General features: G+C 63.8%; 21 protein-coding genes. 7 read left to right on the forward strand and 14 right to left on the reverse strand.

Annotation, left to right across the window (positions count from 1 at the left end):
* Positions 1-11: 11 nt before the first annotated feature.
* From rseP to rpsB, 7 genes are all read right to left on the reverse strand, one after another.
* A complete protein-coding gene (rseP, locus tag C41B8_RS12095; RefSeq protein ID WP_037338476.1) occupies positions 12-1,373 on the reverse strand; it encodes an RIP metalloprotease RseP in 1,362 nt (453 codons plus the stop codon).
* 125 nt (positions 1,374-1,498) lie between these two features.
* Positions 1,499-2,329 carry a phosphatidate cytidylyltransferase gene (locus tag C41B8_RS12100; protein WP_037338478.1) on the reverse strand — a complete coding sequence of 277 codons (831 nt, stop codon included), beginning with the start codon at positions 2,327-2,329 and terminating at the stop codon, positions 1,499-1,501.
* Between the two features lie 3 nt (positions 2,330-2,332).
* The gene (gene uppS / locus C41B8_RS12105) at positions 2,333-3,055 is read right to left on the reverse strand and encodes a polyprenyl diphosphate synthase (RefSeq protein ID WP_037338481.1); all 723 of its coding nucleotides are present in this window, start codon (positions 3,053-3,055) and stop codon (positions 2,333-2,335) included.
* Positions 3,056-3,069: 14 nt separating this feature from the next.
* The gene (frr, locus tag C41B8_RS12110; RefSeq protein ID WP_037338483.1) at positions 3,070-3,627 is read right to left on the reverse strand and encodes a ribosome recycling factor; all 558 of its coding nucleotides are present in this window, start codon (positions 3,625-3,627) and stop codon (positions 3,070-3,072) included.
* On the reverse strand, positions 3,624-4,373 hold the full coding sequence (gene pyrH, locus C41B8_RS12115) for a UMP kinase (RefSeq protein WP_037338543.1): 750 nt from the start codon (positions 4,371-4,373) through the stop codon (positions 3,624-3,626). Before pyrH ends, frr begins: the two co-directional genes overlap by 4 nt.
* Positions 4,374-4,496: 123 nt before the next feature.
* Positions 4,497-5,378, reverse strand: coding sequence for a translation elongation factor Ts (tsf, locus tag C41B8_RS12120; protein WP_037338487.1), 882 nt, complete (start codon positions 5,376-5,378; stop codon positions 4,497-4,499).
* A 129-nt stretch (positions 5,379-5,507) separates the two neighbouring features.
* Positions 5,508-6,422 (reverse strand): 30S ribosomal protein S2, encoded by a 915-nt coding sequence (rpsB, locus tag C41B8_RS12125; protein WP_037338490.1) that lies wholly within the window; start codon positions 6,420-6,422, stop codon positions 5,508-5,510.
* A gap of 240 nt (positions 6,423-6,662) precedes the next feature.
* On the opposite strand from rpsB, the gene map reads away from it, so the two are divergent.
* On the forward strand, positions 6,663-7,430 hold the full coding sequence (gene map, locus C41B8_RS12130; RefSeq protein WP_037338492.1) for a type I methionyl aminopeptidase: 768 nt from the start codon (positions 6,663-6,665) through the stop codon (positions 7,428-7,430).
* A 1-nt stretch (position 7,431) separates the two neighbouring features.
* Positions 7,432-10,110 carry a [protein-PII] uridylyltransferase gene (gene glnD, locus C41B8_RS12135; protein ID WP_084188912.1) on the forward strand — a complete coding sequence of 893 codons (2,679 nt, stop codon included), beginning with the start codon at positions 7,432-7,434 and terminating at the stop codon, positions 10,108-10,110.
* Positions 10,111-10,207: 97 nt separating this feature from the next.
* Here the strand turns inward: glnD and aldA are convergent, their stop codons facing one another.
* Genes aldA through rhmD form a run of 6 tightly spaced genes read right to left on the reverse strand, consistent with a single transcriptional unit; the run spans position 10,208 to position 15,709 of the window.
* Positions 10,208-11,650: an aldehyde dehydrogenase gene (aldA, locus tag C41B8_RS12140; protein WP_037338494.1), complete on the reverse strand. Its 1,443-nt coding sequence runs from the start codon at positions 11,648-11,650 to the stop codon at positions 10,208-10,210.
* Positions 11,651-11,696: 46 nt separating this feature from the next.
* Positions 11,697-12,491: an HpcH/HpaI aldolase family protein gene (locus C41B8_RS12145; protein ID WP_037338498.1), complete on the reverse strand. Its 795-nt coding sequence runs from the start codon at positions 12,489-12,491 to the stop codon at positions 11,697-11,699.
* Between the two features lie 23 nt (positions 12,492-12,514).
* Positions 12,515-13,285 carry an SDR family NAD(P)-dependent oxidoreductase gene (locus C41B8_RS12150; protein WP_037338501.1) on the reverse strand — a complete coding sequence of 257 codons (771 nt, stop codon included), beginning with the start codon at positions 13,283-13,285 and terminating at the stop codon, positions 12,515-12,517.
* Positions 13,285-14,193, reverse strand: coding sequence for an amidohydrolase family protein (locus C41B8_RS12155; protein WP_037338549.1), 909 nt, complete (start codon positions 14,191-14,193; stop codon positions 13,285-13,287). The genes C41B8_RS12150 and C41B8_RS12155 overlap by 1 nt, the downstream gene beginning before the upstream one ends.
* On the reverse strand, positions 14,180-14,494 hold the full coding sequence (locus C41B8_RS12160) for an L-rhamnose mutarotase (RefSeq protein WP_037338553.1): 315 nt from the start codon (positions 14,492-14,494) through the stop codon (positions 14,180-14,182). The genes C41B8_RS12155 and C41B8_RS12160 overlap by 14 nt, the downstream gene beginning before the upstream one ends.
* A 30-nt stretch (positions 14,495-14,524) precedes the next feature.
* Entirely contained in the window at positions 14,525-15,709 is a 1,185-nt protein-coding gene (gene rhmD / locus C41B8_RS12165; RefSeq protein WP_037338504.1) for an L-rhamnonate dehydratase, read from the reverse strand.
* A 256-nt stretch (positions 15,710-15,965) separates the two neighbouring features.
* Between rhmD and C41B8_RS12170 the strand changes: the two genes are divergently transcribed.
* The 4 genes from C41B8_RS12170 to dapE all read left to right on the forward strand — a co-directional run bounded on the left by C41B8_RS12170 (position 15,966) and on the right by dapE (position 19,320).
* Positions 15,966-16,931, forward strand: coding sequence for a LysR family transcriptional regulator (locus C41B8_RS12170; protein ID WP_037338508.1), 966 nt, complete (start codon positions 15,966-15,968; stop codon positions 16,929-16,931).
* A gap of 69 nt (positions 16,932-17,000) precedes the next feature.
* On the forward strand, positions 17,001-17,825 hold the full coding sequence (gene dapD / locus C41B8_RS12175; RefSeq protein ID WP_037338512.1) for a 2,3,4,5-tetrahydropyridine-2,6-dicarboxylate N-succinyltransferase: 825 nt from the start codon (positions 17,001-17,003) through the stop codon (positions 17,823-17,825).
* Positions 17,825-18,178 (forward strand): arsenate reductase family protein, encoded by a 354-nt coding sequence (locus C41B8_RS12180; protein ID WP_037338513.1) that lies wholly within the window; start codon positions 17,825-17,827, stop codon positions 18,176-18,178. The genes dapD and C41B8_RS12180 overlap by 1 nt, the downstream gene beginning before the upstream one ends.
* Positions 18,178-19,320 (forward strand): succinyl-diaminopimelate desuccinylase, encoded by a 1,143-nt coding sequence (dapE, locus tag C41B8_RS12185; protein ID WP_037338516.1) that lies wholly within the window; start codon positions 18,178-18,180, stop codon positions 19,318-19,320. The genes C41B8_RS12180 and dapE overlap by 1 nt, the downstream gene beginning before the upstream one ends.
* 222 nt (positions 19,321-19,542) lie before the next feature.
* Here the strand turns inward: dapE and C41B8_RS12190 are convergent, their stop codons facing one another.
* Positions 19,543-21,399 (reverse strand): patatin-like phospholipase family protein, encoded by a 1,857-nt coding sequence (locus tag C41B8_RS12190; RefSeq protein WP_037338519.1) that lies wholly within the window; start codon positions 21,397-21,399, stop codon positions 19,543-19,545.
* 108 nt (positions 21,400-21,507) lie between these two features.
* Between C41B8_RS12190 and C41B8_RS20885 the strand changes: the two genes are divergently transcribed.
* Positions 21,508-21,703, forward strand: a 196-nt coding sequence (locus tag C41B8_RS20885; protein WP_232226058.1) for a hypothetical protein, incomplete at its 3' end; no start/stop codon positions are given.

The following is a 21,703-nucleotide window of genomic DNA, read 5'->3' on the forward strand; positions in this document are numbered from 1 at the left end:
ATTGAGCTCCGCTACCCGAGCAAGCGCAGGATATCGTTATAGAAAGCCAAGGCCATCAACATCAGCAACGCAACCATGCCCGCCTGCTGGCCCGCTGCCTGTACGGCCTCCGAGAGGGGCCGGCCCCGTATCCATTCGATCGCATAATACAGAAGATGCCCCCCGTCTAACACCGGGATTGGCAACAGGTTTATGAGCGCCAGATTGACGCTGATGAAAGCCAGAAAACTGATGAACGCCACCAGCCCGATCTGGGCCGTCTGACCGGCGTAGGTCGCGATCTGGATCGGACCACCGACGTTGTGCCAGGAGATTTGCCCCATCACCATCCGTCCGATCAAACGCACGGACAGAGCCGAAAGCTCCCAGGTCTTGTGTACCGCTGCCGGGATCGCCGCCAGCGGGCCCAACCGACGTACGGTCTGCATCGATTCCCAGGCCGAGGGATCGACGGTAATGGCCGCGCCCAGATGACCGATCTGATCCCCGTCTTCGGCCTTGCGCGTAGCAAGCCGAACCGAGATTTGACGGGTCCGGCCGTCGCGACGCACGGTCATGTCGATCTGCTGGCCCGGGTGCGCCCGTACGGCATCCACCAAGGCCTGCGGCGAATCGACCTTTTGACCGTCGATCGACAATACCGCATCACCTGCCTGCAACGGCGAACGTGATGCCGGCGAATCGGACTCGATCCGACCGATTCGCGGGGTCGCCGGCGGCTGGTAAAGCGTCAGCCCCAGCTGTTGGAACAACTTATCCGGGTCGCTGGGCGCATTCGTGAGATCCAGCGTCAGCCGGCGCTCTGCGCCCCCCGGGGTCTTGACCGCGATCTGCACCGGCTTGCCGTCGAGGCTGCGCTCGATCAGCGCGAGCCTGAAATCCTGCCAATCGTCGATTGGCTCATTCGCCAGCGATACAACCTGATCCTTGGCCTGAAGACCGGCATGCGCAGCCGGGCTGTCCACCTTGGGCGTGCCGAGAATCGGCTTTACGCCCGGCACCCCGAGCATGAGCACCAGCCAATAGGCGGCGATCGCGAACAGGATATTCACCCCAGGCCCGGCCGCGACGATCGCGATCCGACGCCAGGGATGCACGCGATTGAAGGCATATCGCTTTTCGGCCTCCGGTACGGGGGCTTCGCGCTCGTCGAGCATCTTGACGTAGCCACCCAGCGGAATCGCCGCCAGCCAGTACTCGATGCCGGTCTTGCGACTGGTCCAGCCGACAACCCGGCCCCCGAATCCGATCGAATATCGCAGTACGCGCACGCCCAGCCGGCGCGCAACCCAGTAATGACCGAATTCGTGAATCGAAACCAGGATACCGATAGCAACCGCAAAGGCCGCGGCCGAGATCAACCACTGCGTCATCGACTAGTGCTCCGCCGACGATCGCGATCGATCGGTTGAGAACAAGCTGTAGCGTCGGTCTTCGTAGCGCATCCTACCCTTGGTCTACCGGTGAGACGGTATCGTCGATTGATTGGCCACCGCGGTCAGGCCGCCAGCAGAACCAGATGCAGGCCGATCACGAACCATGGCGCCGCTGCGAGCATGCTATCGAGGCGATCGAGTACACCGCCATGCCCGGGGAACAAACGTCCACTATCCTTCACGCCGGCCGATCGCTTGAACATGCTGATAGTCAAATCCCCGACGATCGAGATCGACGCGATCCAGGCGCCGAGCAAGGCCATGGCGAGTGTACGCCAGCCATCCAGATCCAGCACGAACGCCCCGAGCACGCCCACCAGCATGGCCACGATGAGACCGCCCGCTGCGCCCTCGACCGTTTTTCCGGGGCTGACCCGCGGCACGAGCTTGTGACGGCCCAGCGTACGTCCGGCGGCGTATGCGCCAGTATCCGCGCCCCAGATCATCAGGCAGAGCATCAATACGAGCAGCGGCCCTTCGTCGGCCTGGTCGATATAGGCCACCGCCACCACAGGCGCCGCAAGCACCACCAGACCGATCGCCAGCGCCAGCGGGCGCCGGCCGAGCGTGGTCCGCCATTGCGCGGGGAACCGAATCACCAGGCCAATAGCGCACAGCCAGAATAACGCAGCCAGCCCGAGAACCACGATGTCGGTCGATACCGGCCCATCCGATTGACGAAGCCCGAGCACCAGGGCCATGACGCCTGCCGAAAGCACGGTATAGGCGACGCGCCCGGTATGGCCCAGACCGCTCAGCGCTGCCCATTCCCAGGCGCCTCCGAGCATGAGGGCCCCGACCGCCATCGCCAACCCCAGAGCCGGCAGGTAAATAATGGCAAGAACCGCAAGCGGTAACGCCACGGCGGCGGTGAGAATTCGAGTGCTGAGCATGCCTCAGCGCTGAGCCGCCGGCGCCACCAGACTGCCGAAACGCCGCTCGCGTCCGGCGTACCAATCCAATGCGTCGTAAAGTCGATCCGGTCCGAAGTCGGGCCACAGCACGTCGGTAAAATACAACTCGCTGTAGGCCAGGTCCCAGAGCAGAAAATTGCTGATGCGGCGCTCGCCGCCGGTTCGAATGAACAAATCCGGCGGCCCGAACGGACCGAGGCTCAGGCCTTCGCTGAATTGTTCTTCGGTAATGTCGTCCGCCTCGAGCTCGCCTCGACCACAGGCTGCAGCCAGTTCGCGTGTCCGGCGCACGATGTCCCATCGGCCGCCATAGTCGACCGCGATCAGCAGGCGCAGCCCGGTATTGCTCGCAGTGCGTTCTTCCGCTGCCTTCATCTCGTTCGCCAGCGCGGCCGAAAACCGCGTGCGGTCGCCGATGAAGTGCATTCGTACGTTATTGGCATCCAGCGAGGCGAGTTCCTTGCGGATCGTGCGCCGCAACAGGTCCATGAGCAGCCGCACCTCAGGGCGCGGGCGCTTCCAGTTTTCGCTGGAAAAAGCGAACAGCGTGAGAGTGCCCACACCCGCCTTCGACGCCGACTCCACAATCTCGTGGGCGATCTTGGCGCCGGCCCGATGGCCGGCCGCCCGCGGCAGGCCACGCCCGCTGGCCCAGCGACCGTTGCCGTCCATGATGACGGCCACATGCTTCGGGGTACTGCTCATAGCCGGTGTGCCGATCAGACCGTCATCAGTTCCTGCTCCTTCTCCTGGAGCAGGTTGTCGATGCGCTCGATGTGCTGATCAGTGAGCTTCTGAATGCGCTCTTCTCCGCCATGCTGATCGTCTTCGGTAATTTCCTTTTCCTTGACCAGCTCCTTGAGATCGGCGTTGGCGTCGCGCCGCACGTTACGCACCGCCACACGGGCGTCCTCGGCTTCCTGGCGAATTACCTTGACCAGATCCTTGCGGCGCTCTTCCGTGAGCGGCGGCAGCACCACACGAATCACCTGACCCGCCGTGGACGGATTGAGCCCGAGATCAGCGGTCATGATCGCTTTCTCGATCTTCTGCACCATCGTCTTTTCGTACGGCATGATGCTGATGGTACGGGCGTCTTCGGTCGACACATTGGCCGCCTGGTTCAGCGGCACCTCGACACCGTAGTAATCCACCGTCACATGATCCAGCAGCGTCGTGCTCGCGCGGCCGGTGCGAATCTTGGAAAAGTTCTCGCGCATGACGCTGATGGTCTTGTCCATGCGCTGTTTGGCGTCCGCGTAGATATCGTCGATCATCGATTGGCTCTCGTCGTATTGTTATCGACCAGGGTGCCGACATCGTCGGCGCCCATGGCGATGCGCATCAAGTCGCCGGGCCGGTTGATATCGAACACGCGCAGCGGCATGCCGTTGTCACGGCATAGCACGATCGCGGTCGTGTCCATCACGGCCAGGCGCTGATCTATGACTTCGTCGTAGGTCAAATGGGTATAGCGGCGGGCGTTGCTATCGGTAAACGGGTCCGCGCTGTAGATACCATCCACCTTGGTCGCCTTCAACATCAGGTCCGCGTTGATCTCGATCGCGCGCAGACTGGCGGCCGAGTCGGTGGTGAAGAACGGGTTACCCGTGCCCGCCGCAAAAATCACCACGCGGCCTTTTTCCAGATGCCGGATCGCGCGGCGGCGGATGTAGTCCTCGCACACCTGATTGATTCGAACGGCCGACATCACGCGCGCGTTCAGCCCCGCGTGTTCGACCGCGTCCTGTAGCGCCAGCGCGTTGATCACGGTCGCGAGCATGCCCATCTGGTCGCCAGTCACTCGGTCCATGCCGCGCCCGGCCAGCCCGATGCCGCGAAAGATATTGCCACCGCCCACCACGAGCGCCACCTGAACGCGTGCCTCGACCAGCTCGCGGATCTCCACGGCCAGACGCTCGACCACTTCCGCCGCGATACCGAACTCCGCCCCGCCCATCAGGGCCTCACCACTGAGCTTGAGCAGGATGCGGCGGTAACTCGGCGTCGGCTTGTCGGTCATGGTCATCCTGATCGGTGGCAATCAAACGCGCGAATTATGTCACAACGCGGTGCGGAACCCGCAGTGATGCCGGACAAAAAAAAGCCGGCTGCCGGGAGGCAGCCGGCTTTTCGGCTGATGCGATCAGGCCGTCTTTTCGGCCTGCGCGCGAACTTCGGCGGCGAAGTCCTCTGTTTTCTTTTCGATCCCTTCGCCCACTTCCAGACGGGCATAGGCCTCGATCTTCGCGCCGCGCTCGGACACGAGCTTCTCGACGGTATAGTCCGGGTCCTTCACAAAGGGCTGGCCCATGAGCGTGATTTCACCCAGGAATTTCTTCAGGCGGCCTTCGACCATCTTCTCGATGATGTCTTCCGGCTTGCCCGAATCACGGGCCTGCGCCATGAGCAGTTCCTTCTCGGCGTTACGACGCTCTTCGGGCACATCTTCGGTCGACAGATGCGCCGGCGCCGAAGCGGCGACGTGCATCGCCAGATCGCGTACGAGCTCGTCGTCGCCACCCGACACCGCCACCGCGGACGCAATGCGCGCGCCGTGCGAATAGACATCGATGCGGCCTTCGCCGGCCGCGACGCGTTCGAAGCGACGCACGGTGATCTTTTCGCCAAGCTTGGCGATCAGGGCACGACGCTTGTCTTCGACAGTCTCGCCGCCGAGGTACATGTCGCCCAGCGCTTCGACGTCGGCCGGCTCTTTCTCCAGAACCAGCTTGGCGACGTCCTCGGCGAACTCGATGAACTCTTCGTTCTTGCCGACGAAATCGGTCTCGCAGTTCACTTCCACGAGCACCGCGGCGGTGTTGTCAGCCGAGGTCGCACTCGCGATACGGCCTTCGGCAGCCACACGGCCGGCCTTCTTGTCGGCCTTGGCCAGACCTTCGCGACGCATGTTCTCGGCAGCGGCGTCGATATCGCCGTCGGTCGCCTGCAGCGCTTTCTTGCACTCCATCATGCCGGCGCCGGTGCGCTCACGCAGTTCCTTGACCAGGGAGGCACTGATTGCCATGTCGTTTCTCCAGAATTCGGTCGTTATTAATCCGTCAACGAAACAGCCGGCCCTGCCGGCTGTATTCAACGCCGAATGGACCGGCGCCCAAACTATCGGGCGCCGATGTCATTCAGGCGACAGGCCGTATTACTGATCGGCCTTTTTCGGATCGGACTCTGCCGGCTCTTCGGCCGGCACCGAGGCGACGTCGCCCAGCGATGCGGTCGCGCGCGGCTCCGTCTCGCCCTGCGATTCCTGGATGACCGTGTTCTGGGTCACCTTGGCTGCTTCCTCGGCCTCGGCGGGCTTACCCGGTTCGTGCGCCGCACCCTGCGCCTGCACGTCGACCAGGTCCTCTTCCTCACCGGAAAACTGGCCCTTGCTGCCACGACCGGCCAGCACGGCGTCCGCCGCCATTTCGGTGTAGATGCGGATGGCTCGGATCGCGTCGTCGTTGCCGGGAATCACCACGTCGATACCTTCCGGCGAGCAGTTGGTGTCGACCACGGCCACAACCGGAATGCCCAGCTTGCGCGCCTCATCAATGGCGATCTTTTCGAAGCCGACGTCAATCACGAACAGCGCGTCCGGCAGGCTGGTCATTTCCTTGATGCCGCCGATCGAGCGCTCGAGCTTGTCGCGCTCGCGATACAGGTCCAGACCTTCGCGCTTGGACAGCTTGCGAATCGAACCGTCTTCGATCATCTGCTCGAGATCGTGCAGCCGCTGGATCGAGTTCTTGACCGTCTTGAAGTTGGTCAGCATGCCGCCGAGCCAACGATAGTTGACGAACGGCATGCCGGCGCGCTGCGCCTGCTTGCCGATCGCCTCGCGCGCGGCGCGCTTGGTGCCGACGAACATGATGTTGCCACCGTTCGCGGACAGACGGCTGATATAATTATAGGCATCCTTGATCAGAGGCAGTGTCTGCTCAAGGTTGATGATATGGATCTTGTTGCGATGGCCGAAGATGTACGGACCCATCTTCGGGTTCCAGTAACGGGTGCGGTGACCAAAGTGCACGCCCGCTTCCAGCAGCTGACGCATGCTGATTTCGCTCATAGATTGTCTCCGGGTTGAGCCTCCGCGCATCCCATGGAACAACCCCCAGCCGATTGGCGAGAGGCACCCTATTCCATGTGTCGATACACGTGTGTATTTACAGAATTATGAACGGCATCATGCCGCTCGAACGCCGCGGATTGCCGCGAACGCGAGCGGTTTATACCATAGCGGCCCTTCACAGGCCACCGTCGCGCTGATGCGACGTTGTTATTTTGCCACCGGCAAGGATCGAACGCGATGAGCGCGACAATCAAAACGCCCGAGGAACAGGACAAGATGCGCGAGGCCGGACGGCTCGCCGCGCAGGTGCTCGACATGATCGGGCCGTACGTCGAACCGGGCGTGACCACCGACGAGCTCAACACTATCTGCCACAACTACATGGTGGATGAACTCGGCACCACGCCGGCGCCACTCAACTACAACGGCTTTCCGAAATCCGTGTGCACGTCGATCAACCACGTTGTATGCCACGGTATTCCAGGCGACAAGAAGCTCAAGAAAGGCGACGCGGTCAACATCGACGTGACGCTGATCAAGAATGGCTTCCACGGCGACAGCTCGCGCATGTATTTCGCCGGCGAACCGTCGATCAAGGCCAAGCGCCTGTCCGATGTGGCCGAGAAAGCCATGTATATCGGCATCGATCAGGTCAAGCCCGGCGCGACGCTCGGCGATATCGGCGCAGCGATTCAAAAGTATGTCGAGTCCGAGCGCTGCTCGGTAGTGCGCGAATACTGCGGCCACGGCATCGGACGCGGCTTTCACGAAGAACCGCAGGTGCTGCACTACGGAAAACCCGGCAGCGGCATGACGCTGGAAGCCGGCATGACCTTCACCATCGAACCGATGGTCAACGCCGGCAAACGCCACGTGAAGATGCTGCCGGACGGCTGGACGGTCGTAACCAAGGATCATTCGCTGTCGGCGCAGTGGGAGCACACCATTCTGGTGACCGAAACCGGCGTGGAAATTCTGACGCCGAGCCAGCTGGTCGCCGCCTGATATGGTCACCAGCCAACCCTTTGAAGAAGAACTGGAATCGGTTGGCCTGACCGACTGGGACGCGTTTCTCGATCGCGTCTGGGCCCTGGATATCGGTGACGCTAAATCGGTGCGCGCCGCGCTCGACGAGGGCCAGCAATATATCGCGGATGCATTCCGGCACGGCGAATCCATCACGCGCTTGGTGCGCGCCCGGTGCGAGGTCGTCGATGCCGTGCTGGTGCACGCCTGGCGCGAGCTCGTGGCTACCGACAGCGCCTGCCTGGTGGCGGTCGGCGGTTATGGTCGTAACGAACTGTTGCCGCAGTCTGATATCGACCTGCTGGTGCTCTACCAGCACAACCAGCTCGATACGGTCGGCCCGGCGCTGGAAGGATTTTTCACTTATCTGTGGGACCTGGGCCTGGAAATCGGGCACAGCGTCCGCTCGCCGGCCGAATGCGCCGAACTCGCCGCCGACGACATCACCATCATGACCAATCTGATGGAGTCGCGCGTGCTGGTCGGCGATCCGGCACTGTTCGCGCGCATGCGCGCCACCACCTCGGCCGAACACGTCTGGTCCTCGGCCGATTTTTTCAACGCCAAAGTCAAGGAACAAGCCGCCCGCCACGAACGCTACGACGAAACGGCGTACAAGCTCGAACCGAACGTCAAGGAATCGCCCGGTGGGTTGCGCGACATCCAGACCATTGCCTGGGTGGCCAAACGTCAGTTTGCCGCCCACACCCTCGACGGCCTGGTCGATTACGGCTTCCTCAGCCGTCGCGAATTCTCCGAGCTGCATCGCGGTCAGGCGTTCCTCTGGCGCGTGCGTTTCGCCCTCCACATGCTGACCGGGCGCAACGAGAACCGCCTGCTGTTCGACCACCAGATTCAGATCGCACAGCTGCTCGGTTATCACGATGCTGAGAACACGCTTGCGGTCGAGCGGTTCATGCAACGGTACTACCGTAATATCAAGGCGTTATCGGCGCTTAATGATGTATTGCTTCAATTGTTTTCCGAAGCCATCCTGCATGCCACCGACGACGAACGCCCGCGGCCGATCAACGATCGCTTTCAGGCGCGCCACGGTTTCATCGAGGCCACTCACGACAAGGTGTTCGTCGAAACCCCCAGCGCGCTGCTCGAGATCTTTTACCTTATGGAGACGCGCCCGGGCCTGAGCGGCATTCGTGCCCGCACGCTGCGCCTGCTTCGCCGCGACCGCCGCCTGATTGACGATAACTTCAGAAATTCAATACATTGCCGCCGGTTGTTCACGGAAATTCTGCGACAGCGCAGTGGCGTCACCCGTGCCTTGCGTCGAATGAACCGATACGGGATTCTGGGACGTTATCTGCCAAAGTTCGGGCAGATTATAGGCCGGATGCAATACGACCTGTTCCATACGCTGACCGTGGACGAACACACCCTGTTCGTGATCCGCAACATGCGGCGGCTAGCAATCCCGCGGTTCAACGACGAACTGCCGTTCGCGAGCGAGCTGATGCAGGGGCTGAACAAGCCGCAGATCCTGTACATCGCTGGGCTGATGCACGATATCGCCAAGGGCCGAGGCGGCGATCACTCCGAACTCGGCGCCGAAGATGCCCGCGAGTTCTGCAAGGCGCACGGTATTTCCTCGGACGACACCGAGCTCGTGTGCTGGCTCGTTCGCCGCCATCTGTTGATGTCGATGACCGCCCAGCGTCGCGATATCAACGACGTCCAGGTGGTCAACGAATTCGCCCGAGAGGTAGGCTCGCGCGAACGGCTCGACCGGCTGTTCCTGCTCACGATCTGCGATATCCGCGCTACCAATCCGGATCTCTGGAATTCGTGGAAGGAAAGCCTGCTCACGGATCTCTACAACAATACCCGTCGCGCGCTGGAACGCGGGCTGGACGACCCGCTGGACCGCGACGAGCTGATTGCCGAGACGCGTAGCGCGGCCGCGGCCATGCTCACCCGCGCCGGTGTGAACACGCCGCACTTCAAGAATCTCTGGGCACGTTTCGATCCGGAATATTTCCTGCGCCACAGCCCGGACGAGATCGCGCGTCAAACCAAGGCCATCATCACGCACGGCGACGACAAGAATCCGCTGGTCTCGATCACCGATATTCCGGAGCAAGGCACCACGCTGTTCGTCTATACCCAGGATCGGGATTATCTGTTTGGCGTGACCACCGGTGTGCTGGCCCAGCTCGGGCTATCGGTGCTCGACGCGCGCATCAACACCACCAGCGACGACTACACGCTGGATACCTATGTCATTGCCGAAGGCGATGGGCATCCGATTCGCGACGCCTATCGCCGCAGCGAGGTCGAAAGCGCACTGGTCGCCGCCATCGCCGATCCGGCGGTCGAGAGTATCGACGTCACGCGTCGCCAGGGGCGCCGTAACCAGTACTTCAACGTCCCCACGCAGATCTATTTCACCCAGGCCACCGAGCGCGACTGCACGGTCATGGAAATCATGACGGCCGATCGTCCCGGCCTGTTGTCGATCATCGGCGATGTATTTCATCGCTGCGGCATCCTGCTGGAGACGGCCAAGATCGCCACCATCGGCGAGCGCGCCGAGGATGTGTTCTTCATCACCGATCGCCAGCAGATGGCCATCCGCGACGACGACGTACTCCGCGAGCTGCGCGACGTCATGACCGCCGAACTGGATCAGTCGGACAGCTGACACGCGCGAAATCGCGGGCCGCCGGGCCGCGACGCGGATGGCGGCCCGCCAACGTGCTCGGGGCGCAGGGCGTTTATCACGCCCCGCCCCTCGGGCCTCAGGTCTGGATATAGGCCACGTGCGTACGGGTGTATTCATACAGCCCGTGCTTGCCGTCCGCGCCGCCGATACCCGACTTCCCAGTACCGGCATGGAAGCCCTGCATGGCCTCGAAGTTCTCGCGGTTGACATAGGTCTCGCCATACTCGAGTTCGCGACAGGCCTGAAGCGCCGAATTGAGATCGCGGGTATAGATCGACGAGGTCAGCCCGTAGTCCGAGTTGTTGGCCATCGCGATCGCTTCATCCAGATCATCGACCACCTGAATCGGTAGCACCGGCCCGAAGATCTCGTCCTTCATCACGTCCATATCGGGGGTACAGGCGGCGAGCACTGTCGGTTCGAAGTGGTAGCCCTGCCCGATATCGGCGACATTGCCGCCGGTGAGCACTTCGGCACCGGCTCTTTTCGCCGACTCGACCATGGCAGCGACCTTATCCAGACCTTCCTGGTTGATCAGAGGCCCCATGTCGACCGACGCGTCGGCGCCCGGGTCGCCATAGGTCGTCGCCTTCATCGCTTCGGCGATGCGCTGCTGGAAGGCCTCGGCCACGCCCCGCTGGACATAGACTCGCTCGGCGCAGTTGCAGACCTGGCCGTTGTTGATCACGCGCGAGTCCTTGATCGCGCGAACCGCGAGATCGAGATCGGCGTCGTCGAGCACGATGGCCGGCGCTTTGCCGCCGAGCTCGAGGTTGACCTTGGTAATGTTGTCGGCCGCGTTGTGCATGATCGCCGAGCCCGTCGCGACACTGCCGGTAAAGCTGATCATGTCGACATTGGGATGCGCGGTCAGCGCGCTGCCGGTGGTCGCACCGCCGCCGGACACCACATTGAACACACCCTTGGGCAGATCGAGGGTATCGAGCAGCTTGGTGAATTCGAAGCAGTTGTTCGGCGTTTCCTCGCTCGGCTTGATCACGATGGTATTGCCGGTCACCAGCGCCGGCGCCATCTTGCGCGCGATGAGAAAGAACGGGAAGTTCCACGGCAGAATGCCGGCGACCACGCCCAGCGGCTTGCGGAACAGGAACATGTGCTCGCCGGGACGATCGCTTTCGATGATCTCGCCCTCGATGCGGCGCGCCCATTCGGCCATGTAGTCGAGATATTCGGCCGTGAAGTTCACCTCGGTTTCGGCCAGCGCCCGCACCTTGCCCTGCTCGGCCACGATGACGGTCGCAAGATGATCGACATTCTCGCGAAGCTTGTCGGCCAGCGCATGCAGATAGCCCGCGCGCTGGATCGCGGGCCGGGCGGCCCAGGCCTTCTGCGCGCCGCGCGCCGCTTCCACGGCACGCTGAACGTCGTTGGCATCCGATTCCGGCACGTGCGACAACAACGCGTTCGTTGCCGGATTGCGGTTTTCCCGGGTTTCCCCGGACGCCGACGCGACGAAAGCGCCGTCGATATAGTTCTGATAAGTCGTCACGCCGCTCATCTCGATCTCCTCGCTGGGTAACGCGGGGCGCGATGCCCCGCCTGGATCAGTAAATGGTTCGTTCGGCGGGGCCCGCCCCACCACGATGACGGACCGCATTGGCGTCCGCCGCGCTCTTGAGCATCGCCACATCGAGGCCCGTGGCAATGAAATCGAAGCCCGCCTCGCGATAACGGTTCGTATCGGCCTCGGCCGGCGCCAGAATGCCCGCCGCCTTGCCGGCGGCATGGGTCGCATCGAGCACATGCATGATCGCGGCCTGCACGTCATCGTGGCCCGGGTTACCGAGATGGCCCATGTTCGTCGACAAATCCGCGGGCCCGACGAACACGGCGTCCACCCCGTCGGTATTCGCGATTGCCTCGACGTTGTCGACGCCGGTCGTCGATTCCACTTGGGTGATCAGGCACAGCGACTCGGCCGCCCGGTGGGCGTAGTCGCCGATCGAGCCCCAGCGGTCGGCACGGATCACGCCGGCGCCCATGCCGCGAAATCCGTGCGGCGCATAGCGCATGGCCGCCACCAGCGCTGCGGCCTGTTCGCCGGTCTCGACCATGGGAATCATCAGCGTGCGGCTGCCGATATCCAGCAGCTGCTTGATCAGCGCCGGGTCGTGGTTGACGGCGCGCACGATGGGCGCGGCCGGATAGCCCTCGACCGCGCGCAGCTGATCGAGGATGGTCACGACCGTGTTCGGGGCATGCTCACCGTCGATCAACAGCCAGTCGAAACCGGCCGTGGCCACGATTTCCGCGGTGTAGGCATGGGCCAGACCCAGCCAGCAACCATAGAGCGGCGCATCGACCAGTTTGGATTTGAACGCGTTGGCAGGAAGTTCCATGAGTACGGCTCGCTTTAAAAGAGTTACTGCAGATTGACGTACAGCCCGCCGTCGACCAAGAGCGCCGCCCCGGTCACGTACTTCGCCAGGTCCGAAGCCAGAAACACGGCCGGGCCGCCCATGTCGTCCGGCGCGCCCAGCCGTCCGAGCGGCGTGCGCGAGATCATGTAATCGCGCTTGCGCGTGTCCGACAGGTCCTCGCGGTTGATGTCGGTCTCGATCGTGCCCGGCAACAGCGCGTTGCAGCGGATGCCATAGCCGCCGAGCGCGATCGCGGTGGATTGCATCAGCGACAGCACACCGGCCTTCGTCGGCGTGTAATGGGTCTGCATGCCGCCGCCGACCAGTGCCGATATCGAGCTGACCGCAATGATCGAACCGCCGTCGCCCTGCGCGACCATCTGATTGGCGGCGGCCTGGACGGCGAAGAACGCGCCGTTGAGGTTCACGTCCACGGTCTTGAGATACGTCTCGCGCGGCATGTCCAGAAACGAATGGAACGGACAGATGCCGGCGTTGTTGATGAACACGTCCAGCCGGCCCAAGGCGTCGACTGCGGTTTCGACCAGCCTGTCGCCGGTATCCGGATTTTCCGCCGAGGCCGCCACCCAGGCCGACTTCACGCCATGGGCCTCGATCTCGGCCACCGTGGCGGCCAGCGTTTCGCGCTCGGCGGCGGTGTCTTCGGCGCTGATCGCGACGTTCGCGCCGTGCTCGGCACAGGCCAGCGCGATGCCGCGACCGATACCGCGCGAACCGCCGGTCACGAAGATGTTCTTGTCTTTCAGCAGCATCAGGAAACCTCCGGGATCGAAAGGCGATACAGCCGACACGCGTTGTCCGCGAACAAGGCGCGATTGTCGCTGGCGCTGGCGTCCGCCACCACGGCGGCATACGCCATCCATATATCGTCATAGGACGCATACAGCGCATCGACCGGGTAGTTGGACGCAAACAGACAGCGCTCGACGCCGAAGGCATCGATGGCCTCGAAGATCAGCGGCCGGATCGAACCGAGCGTCCAGTCGTGATCGAGCATGCCGAAGCCGGACAGCTTGATCGCGACGTTGGGCAGCGACGCGAGCCGGCGCAGCCCGTCGCGCCAGATCTGCCAGCCGGCCACATGGGCCCGGTCCACATACATGCCGGCATGGTTGATCACGAACGTCACATCCGGATGCTCGGCGGCCAGGATCGCCGCGGCCGGCATCTGATCGGGATAGAGCTGCAGATCGAACGACAGGCCGAACTCGGCCAGCAGCGCGAAGTTCGCCCGCCATTGCGGCTCGCGCATGTAGTGCCGGCCGACGTAATCGAACAACGGATCGGCGTGCACATTCAGAATCTGGCGCACGCCGCGCACCCGGTCGCTCGCGACAAGCTGGCGCTCCAGCACGTCGCGGGCATCGGGCGCCGACAGATCGGCGCCGATCACCAGCACGCTGGGCAGATCGCCCGTCCCGTCGGCCTGCGGCAACGTCGCCAGCCACTCGGTCTCGCGCACGGGGTCGACGGCATCGGCCTCAATATGGACCGCAGCCGCGATCTCGATCTCGCCGGCGGCCGACACGAGTTCGGCCGGGCCGAAGTCGTGCGCCATCGGCGAATAATCGCCGAGCAGATTCGGCTGCGGGTTCTCCAGCCACGGCTGGTTGCCGAGATCCAGCCGCCAGAAATGCACGTGAGGATCAACGACTCGCATCATCGGCCTCCGTCAGACAGAACATCTCGGTGAGCGGCACCTCGACCGGCGCGTTATCCGGCCGGGTTTCCATGATGTCGGCCATGGTCCGCCACCAGTGCTGCATCACCTCGTGGCCGGGCAGTTCATCGACACGATGGTCCTCGGCCAGATGCATGACCGCGAACAGCCGGCCGGTGTCTTCGTTGCAGAAGATCCGGTAGTCGCGGATGCCGGCCGCGCGCAGCAGATCGATCAATTCCGGCCAGATCGCATCGTGGCGCCGCCGGTATTCGGCGACCTGGCCGGGGTGGAGCTGCATCTCGAAGGCACGCACCGTCACAATTCGACCTCAGTGCTCGTAGGGGCGGGCCAGGTCGGCGTCGGCGGCGATCGAGACGCCGAAGCCCGGCTTGTCGAGCGCCGAGGCCTTGATCCGGCCGTTCTCCGGCACCGGCTCGCCTTCCAGCAGCGGCGTGAACATCGGCACGACCTCGTCGGCCTGCGGCGCCATCATCAGGAATTCCGAGAACGGGCTGTTATGCCGCGTGATCACGAAGTGGTAGCTGTACACCGACGAACCGTGCGGAATCACCAGCTTCTGATGCGCATCGGCGAGCGCCGAGATCTTGATCAGCTCGGTCACGCCGCCGCACCAGCCGACATCCGGCTGGATCACGTCGCAGCATTCCATCTCCATCAGCATGCGGAAGCCCCAGCGGGTGGCTTCATGCTCGCCGGTGTTGACCCACATGCCGGGCGGCACGTTGCGGCGCAGTTCGGCATAGCCCCAGTAGTCGTCCGGCGGCAGCGCTTCCTCGATCCACTTGAGACCGTATTCGGCCGCGCCATGCGCCAGGCGGGTCGCATATTCAACATCCAGGCTCATCCAGCAGTCGAACATCAGCCAGAAATCGTCGCCGACGCGATTGCGCATGTCGGCGAGCTGGTCGAGGTTGGCCTTAAGACCTGCGTCGAACTCCGCCGGGCTGTGCTTGAGCGGCAGCTTGCCGCCGATGAAACCCATGTCCTTGGCCAGATCCGGACGGGCGCCGGTGGCATAGAAGATCAACTCGTCGCGCACCGGGCCACCGAGCATGGCGTGTACCGGCTCGTCGCGCACCTTGCCGAGCAGATCCCAGAGCGCCAGATCCACGCCGGAGATCGTATTCAGCACGATGCCCTTACGGCCGTAGAACAGCGTGGCGTGGAACATCTGGTCCCACATTTTCTCGATGTCGGTGACCTTCTGGCCCTCGATGAAACGCGCCAGATGTTTTTCGACGATGAAGGCGCCCAGCTCGCCGGCGGTGGTCACGCCGACGCCGATATGGCCGTCGCTGGCTTCGACCTCGACCACCAAGGTACCCAGCACATTCAGCCCGAAGCTGCGCCGCTTGGCCCGGTATTCGGGGTACTTGCTCATCGGCGTCGAAATCTGACTATCGATCCAGTGCCCTTCGCCCTGGTCGTGATAATCGGCCCCGCCACCGCGCACCGTATAGGCCCGAATCTGCTTGATCGTCGGCATTGCCATCGTGGAACGCTCCGTATGCCCGTTGTGTCTTGAATCCACACTGGGATAGCAGTACCGAGCGAGCGGCGACCAATACCGCCCCTGAGGCATTCGATACGTTTCCGTTATCGAACGCGCCAAAACCAATTGCCATGGCAATTACGAGCATTCGCCAGCGGTATGGCTATTAGCGGCTCTCAGACCAATGTCGAACGCGCTGCTGCAGCGATAGCATTAGGGTATTGCTATTCCTCGCGCACCGATCCGGTCACGCTTCATGGCTCTGGTTTCTCGCACCACTCTGCTCAATCGCCTTCGCTACAAGCATCTCTTGCTGATCCGTCTACTCGACGAGCGCCGGAACCTGCATCGGGTGGCCGAGGCCATGAATATCTCCCAGCCGGCGGCCACCCGGATGCTGCGCGAGATCGAAACCACCTTCGACAGCCAGCTGTTCACCCGCGACGCCAAGGGTGTGACCCCGACCCGGCTCGGCTCGGTGCTGATCCAGTTCGCGCACAACGCGTTGACCCGGCTCGATCGCTGTGCCGAAGAACTGCAGCGCTTTCGGACCGGCGACGGCGGCGAGCTGGCCATCGGCGCGATCATGGGCGCTGCGCCCGATCTGGTCGCCGAAGCGGTGATCGAAATGAAGCAGGATCGTCCGCTTCTGCGGATCCGGCTCATGGGCGAAACCAGCGATCAGCTGCTGGATCTGCTTTCGCACAGCCAGATCGACATGGCGATCGCGCGTTTTTCGTCGGCACTGCAACATAACGAATTCGATTTTGAACCGCTGGGCAACGAACGCATGATCGCCGTCGTCCGCCGCGACCACGCGTTGGTCAACGCGCCCACGCCGCGGCTGCCCGATCTGCTGGAAGACTGGCCCTGGTTGCTGCAACCCGTCGAAACGCCAGCTCGCCAGGCGCTGGAAAAAGAACTCGAACAACGCGGACTGGTGTCACCACGCGATGTCGTGGAATGCGGCTCGATCTTCGCCGCGCTGCAACTGGTCAAACGCAGCGACGCGATCCTGGTGATGGCCGAATCGGTGGTGCGCGACTATCTGGAATTCGGCGTACTGACCGCGCTGCCGGTTTCGCTTGGCGAAGCGCTGGCGCCGTTCGGCATCCTCACGCGTCGGGGCGAGCGTTTGAGCGAAGCCGGTCACCAGTTCGCAGCGGTCGTGCGTCGTCATGCCGCGGCGCGCGCGCCGTCCAGCGCCGCGCTGACCGAGTGACGCTGCGCACTCGCACGATTCCGCGTTAAACTCGCGCGCCTTGGTTTTCATCCTTCCAGCGGAGCGGCCATGGCCGAACTACAGCAGATCATCGAGGACGCCTTCGACAACCGCGACCAGCTGTCGCCCTCTTCGGCCGACCCGGCCATCGTGGAGGCGGTCGAATCCGCCTTGGCCATGCTCGACGACGGCTCGGCCCGCGTGGCCGAACCCACAGCTGACGGCTGGAAGGTCAACGAGTGGCTGAAGAAAGCCGTACTGGTGTCGTTCCGCCTGCGCGACAACACCGCCATCGATGGCGGCCATACGCAGTATTTCGACAAGGTGCCGTCGAAGTACGCCGACTACGACGAGGCGGCTTTCAAAAAACAGGGCGCGCGCGTCGTGCCGCCGGCCATGGTCCGCCGCGGGGCGCATATCGCGCCGAACGTGGTGCTGATGCCGAGCTACGTGAACATCGGCGCCTATGTCGGCGCCGGCACGATGATCGATACCTGGGCCACGGTCGGCTCCTGCGCCCAGGTCGGCGAAGGCGTGCATCTATCCGGCGGCGCCGGGCTGGGCGGCGTGCTCGAGCCGTTGCAGGCCGCGCCGACCATCATCGAGGACGGCTGCTTCATCGGCGCCCGCTCGGAGATCGTCGAAGGCGTGCGCGTAGGCAAAGGCTCGGTCATCTCCATGGGCGTGTTCATTGGCGCGTCCACGCCGATCTATGACCGCGAAGCCGACAAGATCATCCACGGTGAAGTGCCGGCGGGCTCCGTGGTCGTGGCCGGCAGCCTACCGCGCGACAACGGTCGTTATTCGATCAACGCCGCAATCATCGTCAAGAAGGTCGACGAGTCGACCCGCGCCAAGGTCGGGGTCAACGAACTGCTGCGCAACGTCGAATAATGACCACGCTGTACGGCATCAAGACCTGCGACACTTGCCGCCGCGCCCGCAAATGGCTGGACGCGGCGGGCGTCGATTATCGCTGGGTGGATGTACGCGAAGACGGCGTCACCCGCGAGCGGCTCGAAGCCTGGCGTAATGCGCTCGGCGACGCGGCGCTGCTGAACAAGCGCAGCAAGACCTGGCGCGATTTCGACGCCGAGGCACGGGCAGCGGCCGAGGCCGACCCGATCCCGGTGCTGCTCGAGCATCCGACACTCGTCAAACGGCCGATTCTGGAAACCGATGGCGAGACGCTCGCCGGCTTTTCCGAGACGCGCTATGCCGACGCGCTCGGCATCGGCGGGCGCTGATGGCCGGCGACACTCCGGCCCTCGAACTCGCCCGCGCCCTGATCCGCCGACCCTCGGTCACACCCGACGATGCCGGCTGTCAGGACCTGATCGCCGAACGGCTGGCCCGTGTCGGTTTTTCGATCGAGCGCCTGCGTTTCGGCGCGGTCGACAATCTCTGGGCGGTCGCCGGCGATTCGGGCCCGTTGCTGTGTCTGGCCGGACATACCGACGTGGTACCGGCCGGCCCTACCGAGCAGTGGTCGCACGATCCCTTCTCAGCCGAGATCGTGGACGGCCAGCTTTACGGCCGCGGCGCTGCCGACATGAAATCCAGCGTCGCGGCCATGGTGTGCGCGGCCGAGCGTTTTCGTACGGCACAACCCGACCACCCCGGTCGTCTGGCCTTTCTGCTGACCAGCGACGAAGAAGGCCCCGCGGTCGACGGCACGAAGGCGGTCATGCGCTGGCTGGCCGATCGCGGCGAGCACATCGATTTTTGCGTGCTGGGCGAACCATCGAGTAGCACGCATCTGGCCGATACCCTTAAAAACGGCCGGCGCGGCAGCCTCAATGCCTGCATCCGCGTCCAGGGCCGGCAGGGCCATGTCGCCTACCCGCAGCGGGCCGATAACGCCTTGCATCGTCTGATCGCCCTGCTAAACGATCTGACGACGCACCGATGGGACGACGGCGACGCCTTCTTCCCGCCCACCTCGTTCCAGGTGTCGAATATCCGGTCCGGCACCGGCGCCGAGAACATGATTCCGGGCGAAGCCGACGCCGTGTTCAATTGGCGGTTCTCCCCGCTGCAGGACGCCGAGTCGATTCAGGCGGTGGTCCACGAGTACGGCGCGCGCCACGGCATTCCGCCCGATGCCATCGAATGGCGGCTCTCGGGCGTGCCGTTCATCACCGAAGGCGGCGCGCTCATCGATGCCGCGCGGCGGGCCATCCGGCAACACTGCGGGCATGAGGTCGAGCTATCGACCGCCGGCGGCACCTCTGACGGCCGCTTCATCGCGCCGACCGGCGCCGAAGTGATCGAGCTCGGACCGCTCAATGCCTCGATCCACCAGATCGATGAGCATATCGATGCCGATCATATCGATCGGCTGGCCGATATCTATCACACGCTGATCGGCGAGCTGTTGCACGGCTAGGCGCGGCGACGGCCGCGCCTAGCCTGGCATACGCTCAGACCGGCGCAGACCCCGTCTTCCTAGGGCGTGTCGTCACGAGAGACGCCACCGCATGAGGGCCGCCCACGGTGTCAGGCAAGGCGCATGCCGCCGAGCGTGGCGGGCCCCACGGTCAAGGCATGCAACGCCGCCTGGTGAGGTGGTGTATCTCATGACAACACGCCCTCCTATGTGAATAGGCCTTTAAACGGTCGACAAGGGCGTGGACCGCAGGCCGACCGTCGCCGGCCGGCCGAAAGCGTCGCCGCGTTCGCCCCGTGCCTCGAGCGCAACCAACCATTCGTCGAGCTTCTGATCGGCGTGGCAATAACCGCGATAGACCACGTCGTCCAGCGTGTCCCAGTCGAACATGCCGACCCCTTCCACCGGCATGTGCAGCGCCAGATCGGCCCGGGCATCGATCTCGCGGCGCTCACGATCGCTGGACAGCGTCGCGGTATGGAACAGAATGCGGAACATATTCAGATGCCGCCCGGCCGCACCCAGCGACAATAGCGATGTCGTCGGTGAATCGTCCGCCATTTCCACCGTGAGCGTGGACTCGCTGCTGACATCCGACACGATCACATGGCCGCGCCCCATCTCGGCCATGGTGTCGAACGGAATCGCATTGAGCAGTCCCCCGTCGACCAGCAGCTCGCCGCGATGCACCGTGGGCGGCGCGATCCCCGGCACGGCCATGCTCGCCGCGACCCAGGTGGCGAGTTCGCCTTCATCGTGGACCACCGGCACGCTGCGCGACAGATTGGTCGACAGGCAATAGAACGGAAGTTCCAGGTTCTCGATCAGTCGGTCGCCGAAGATCGCGCCCAGTTGGCGGCGAAACTTCTCGGCTGTGATCAACGAAATCCGCGACAACGAATAATCGTTGAGATACTTGCCGGTCACGAACGTCTCGCGCAGCCGCGCGAGCATGGTGGTGGCATCGTCGCCCATCGCAATCATGCCGGCGATCAGGGCGCCCATGCTGGTGCCGCCCACGGCATCGATCGGGATGTTCTTTTCGTGCAGCGCGCGCACGAGCCCGACGTGGGCAAAGCCGCGCGCCCCGCCGCCGCCCAGCACCAGACAATTCGCCCGCCCCGAGATGAGACGCGCCACGCGCCCCATCTGCGCGGGCGGGTAATCGCGCGCCACGCGATGATGAAAACCGGCGTTCGCCACCCGGCGCCAGCCGAGGGCGGAATGCTCGTCGTCCTCGCCATACAGCAATACGATTTCCATCGGCGCTCGCAGCGCCTGCTCCCCGAGCCAGGCGAGGTTGCGCGACAGAAACGGCCGCTGATCGCCATAAGCCACGATCAGCACGCGATCGGCCTGGCGCAATCCGCGCCGTGTCCAGGCATCCGGCTCGGCGCTACCCTGATAAATCAGATAGCGATAGCGCTCCTCGAGATGCGTCAACCAGCGCGTCAGCGCCCGATGGGATTCGCCAGCGCCGAGATCGGCATCCGCCGTCCCCGGACCGAGCGCGGCATCCACGCGCGTAGCATCGATACGCAGCGTGGGCGCATAGGCGGCCAGTGCGCTCGACAACGCACGCGAGAAGCCGGCCACATCCACCCCGGGGTGCGCCGGCACCACGGCATAGGTCCGCCCGCTCTGTACGCTGTCGCGACTGGCCATGGGCAGCATGTCGCTCAGGCGGTCGGCGATCAGACGCGTGACCTGCAGCATGGCTTGTGGATGCCGGCTCACCAACGATTCGAACTGCGCGCGAGAAATACGGAGTAGCTGCGTATCGCGCATCGCCAAACCGTCAGCCGAATGCTTCTGCTCGCGGATGATGGAAATCTCGCCCACCATCTCGCCAGCGCCGAGCTCGCCCATATGCATCGACGGGCCGTCCTCGCGCGGCCGAACCACGCGGATACGGCCGCTGACGATCACATACAGCGCATTGCTGTCGTCCCCCGCGCGAAACAGATACTCCCCGCCACCGATCTCGACCCACTCCGCCCGCGCGGCAATGGTTCGCAGCGCCCGTCGGTCCAGATCGCGGAACAGGGGATTGGCGCGCAGTATGGCCTGGGTATCCATGGCTCTCAGTGTATCGCCAACGCGCCCGCCTCGGGCGCGCATAAAAAGGTGCTTCGCGGATTACCGGGGCCGAGGCGAGCCGGATCATGGCCTCGACTGGATGGTTAGATGGACCACGATGTCATTGTCTACGGAATACGCCAATCCCTGATTGCGCCGTGTCTGTATTTAAGTCCCGTTGTGCGGCGACGGCGAGGCGTGGTGCCGGCGGGTGTCCGGCGCACGGCGCCGGTGCGGCCAGCCTGTTTGAGCATCGCCAAAGCGATGCGAGTTCTGGGCGCATCCCGCCGGCACCGCGCCTCTC

The sequence above is a fragment of the Salinisphaera hydrothermalis C41B8 genome, from assembly GCF_000732535.1.
GTDB classification, from domain to species: Bacteria; Pseudomonadota; Gammaproteobacteria; order Nevskiales; family Salinisphaeraceae; genus Salinisphaera; species Salinisphaera hydrothermalis.

Coding starts and splice junctions, on each gene's coding strand:
- C41B8_RS12170 (WP_037338508.1), top strand. CDS start 15,966: ATGGCTCTGGTTTCTCGCACCACTCTGCTCAATCGCCTTCGCTACAAG.
- C41B8_RS12190 (WP_037338519.1), bottom strand. CDS start 21,399: ATGGATACCCAGGCCATACTGCGCGCCAATCCCCTGTTCCGCGATCTG.
- frr (WP_037338483.1), bottom strand. CDS start 3,627: ATGATCGACGATATCTACGCGGACGCCAAACAGCGCATGGACAAGACC.
- C41B8_RS12100 (WP_037338478.1), bottom strand. CDS start 2,329: ATGCTCAGCACTCGAATTCTCACCGCCGCCGTGGCGTTACCGCTTGCG.
- dapD (WP_037338512.1), top strand. CDS start 17,001: ATGGCCGAACTACAGCAGATCATCGAGGACGCCTTCGACAACCGCGAC.
- rseP (WP_037338476.1), bottom strand. CDS start 1,373: ATGACGCAGTGGTTGATCTCGGCCGCGGCCTTTGCGGTTGCTATCGGT.
- aldA (WP_037338494.1), bottom strand. CDS start 11,650: ATGAGCGGCGTGACGACTTATCAGAACTATATCGACGGCGCTTTCGTC.
- uppS (WP_037338481.1), bottom strand. CDS start 3,055: ATGAGCAGTACCCCGAAGCATGTGGCCGTCATCATGGACGGCAACGGT.
- tsf (WP_037338487.1), bottom strand. CDS start 5,378: ATGGCAATCAGTGCCTCCCTGGTCAAGGAACTGCGTGAGCGCACCGGC.
- map (WP_037338492.1), top strand. CDS start 6,663: ATGAGCGCGACAATCAAAACGCCCGAGGAACAGGACAAGATGCGCGAG.
- C41B8_RS12150 (WP_037338501.1), bottom strand. CDS start 13,285: ATGCTGCTGAAAGACAAGAACATCTTCGTGACCGGCGGTTCGCGCGGT.
- rhmD (WP_037338504.1), bottom strand. CDS start 15,709: ATGGCAATGCCGACGATCAAGCAGATTCGGGCCTATACGGTGCGCGGT.
- pyrH (WP_037338543.1), bottom strand. CDS start 4,373: ATGACCGACAAGCCGACGCCGAGTTACCGCCGCATCCTGCTCAAGCTC.
- C41B8_RS12145 (WP_037338498.1), bottom strand. CDS start 12,491: ATGGAACTTCCTGCCAACGCGTTCAAATCCAAACTGGTCGATGCGCCG.
- C41B8_RS12180 (WP_037338513.1), top strand. CDS start 17,825: ATGACCACGCTGTACGGCATCAAGACCTGCGACACTTGCCGCCGCGCC.
- dapE (WP_037338516.1), top strand. CDS start 18,178: ATGGCCGGCGACACTCCGGCCCTCGAACTCGCCCGCGCCCTGATCCGC.
- C41B8_RS12160 (WP_037338553.1), bottom strand. CDS start 14,494: ATGCAGCTCCACCCCGGCCAGGTCGCCGAATACCGGCGGCGCCACGAT.
- C41B8_RS12155 (WP_037338549.1), bottom strand. CDS start 14,193: ATGCGAGTCGTTGATCCTCACGTGCATTTCTGGCGGCTGGATCTCGGC.
- rpsB (WP_037338490.1), bottom strand. CDS start 6,422: ATGAGCGAAATCAGCATGCGTCAGCTGCTGGAAGCGGGCGTGCACTTT.
- glnD (WP_084188912.1), top strand. CDS start 7,432: ATGGTCACCAGCCAACCCTTTGAAGAAGAACTGGAATCGGTTGGCCTG.